This is a genomic window from Photorhabdus sp. RM71S, from assembly GCF_042879355.1.
GTDB lineage: Bacteria > Pseudomonadota > Gammaproteobacteria > Enterobacterales > Enterobacteriaceae > Photorhabdus > Photorhabdus kayaii.
In genome coordinates this window covers 1-1,786 of the sequence record NZ_JBHFKV010000115.1, presented here as the reverse complement: position 1 = coordinate 1,786, position 1,786 = coordinate 1, and the positions used below count along the sequence as shown (strand labels likewise).

The following is a 1,786-nucleotide window of genomic DNA, read 5'->3' as shown; positions in this document are numbered from 1 at the left end:
GCTGACAGCGGGGAAAAAGTGAGCTAACATCAGCAAAATGCCCGTCGGGGCGAGTTGGCATGCTCTTTAACAGGGTGGGAAAAAACGGCGGAGAAAAAGGCTGTTAAATCAGGGGGAAAAGTCGGCTAAACCGTATGATGGCGTCGGGATAGTGCCGAAGATCCGATAGGGTTGATGGGGGGAGAGAATCCATACTCTTATGTAGTAAACCCTAATGACTGGATTGACCCTCTGGGGCTAGCGGGGTGTTCGACATTAACGGTTAATAAACCAAAGATTTTAAGCAACCCTAACTTATCTGATGCAGAACGGAAGTTCCTTGAAAGAGAATTTAGGATAAAACAAAATGCATTAAGCAGAGCGGCTAAACGAGGTGAATTAGTTTGGTCTCCAAGCACACATGATGTAAGGATTTCATCTTTACAAAATTCTTATAGAAAAGCAGTGGCAGAACGCTATGAAAGAATTTTCGATAAGACTCCTGATCTATCAAAACTTAATGCTGACCATCCAGTAGACCTTATAGTAGGTGGTTCTGCAACACAAAGGCTAAAAATGCTCAATGAGTCCATTAATAAAAGTGTTGGTAGCTCTTTAAAAAATGCTGGCAGGAAAGCAGGGTTAAAAGCTGGCGATAAAATTAGTGAAATAGTATTCATCTGAGGATAATTTCAATGAACAGTTCTTTTTTTTTCACAACAGATACGGCAACTTTAGCTATATTTGATTTACAAGCAATAAAACACAGAATAACAGATACTCCTGATTGGTGGAGTATTCCAGACGATGAATTAAAAGAAGTAAATGAAGGTAATATTGCTTTTTTTGGCCTAGGAGATGATGGAGATTATTCCATTGAAATTATTGATGATATTAAACAACCAGATATTAGCTTACGCATAAAAGCACCATCGGGCCAAATATTTATTGGTGCCGGGGAAGATACCACAGGAGGAGATTTAGAACCTGATGACTCAGAATATATTTCAGGAAAGAAGATATCTTTGGAAAAAGGGAATTATCTTATCTTATTAAAGAAAAATGAAAACAACATACAGATATCATTTATAAAAAGTCAGTATTTTGCAAATAACCTTCAGGAGCCTATTAGGTTAGGTTAATTCAAGTAGGGCAGAAGATCTTCTGCCCTACTTAATGGTCTACCGTGGCGCATACCCACGGTAAGCCAGCGCCGACCGGAGCTTAGCAATCGCATCCTTAATCTGATACGCTTCCTCGTCATTCACCGCACAGGCGCGTATCTCCGCCCAGTTCAGCCGCTTAACCAGTTGTGCTAAGGCCAGTGCTTCAATATGGGTTAACTGAATGTCCTGTAAATGTTCAATTACCACGTTCATTTTATCCCCTCCCTTAGCCCGCGTTGTATTCAGCCAGCATCTCACGCATCCGCAGCTTAATCTCATTAAGCTGGCTCCGCTGCCGCTGGTATTGCTGCTGATAGTGTTGCGTGGCGTCACTGTCAGGGATCAGCACCAGACAGCCATCCATCACCTTCACCGTAATCTGGCCCCCGGTATTAAACCCCGCCTGTCTGAGCCACTGGCCCTTAAGATGTATTGCCGGTGTGGCATTGTTGACCTTATTCCCGTTCGGCACATACCCCACCGTGTAATAACGTTCTGTTTTCACGGCTTTATTTATCGCCGCTTCTGCCTTAGAATGCGCCTTAGCCATAGTCACTACTCCTATAGTTGCTGTGGTGAGCGGCGGTAACGGGTGCCAGCCCGTTATCCCCGCGCTAAATATCAACAGATTATCGCTTAAT

The 1,786-nt window shown here is 43.2% G+C and carries 4 protein-coding genes; 2 read left to right on the top strand and 2 right to left on the bottom strand.

Annotated features, from left to right (window positions below):
* Positions 1 to 174: 174 nt before the first annotated feature.
* The gene (locus ACGF5R_RS23875; RefSeq protein ID WP_387693103.1) at positions 175 to 663 is read left to right on the top strand and encodes a polymorphic toxin type 15 domain-containing protein; all 489 of its coding nucleotides are present in this window, start codon (positions 175 to 177) and stop codon (positions 661 to 663) included.
* 11 nt (positions 664 to 674) lie between these two features.
* Complete coding sequence (locus tag ACGF5R_RS23870) at positions 675 to 1,121, top strand: DUF6386 family protein (RefSeq protein ID WP_387693101.1); 447 nt, start codon at positions 675 to 677, stop codon at positions 1,119 to 1,121.
* A 39-nt stretch (positions 1,122 to 1,160) separates the two neighbouring features.
* Here the strand turns inward: ACGF5R_RS23870 and ACGF5R_RS23865 are convergent, their stop codons facing one another.
* Positions 1,161 to 1,358 carry a hypothetical protein gene (locus ACGF5R_RS23865; RefSeq protein ID WP_387693099.1) on the bottom strand — a complete coding sequence of 66 codons (198 nt, stop codon included), beginning with the start codon at positions 1,356 to 1,358 and terminating at the stop codon, positions 1,161 to 1,163.
* 13 nt (positions 1,359 to 1,371) lie between these two features.
* A partial coding sequence (locus ACGF5R_RS23860; RefSeq protein ID WP_387693097.1) for a SymE family type I addiction module toxin occupies positions 1,372 to 1,786 on the bottom strand: 415 nt, incomplete at its 5' end.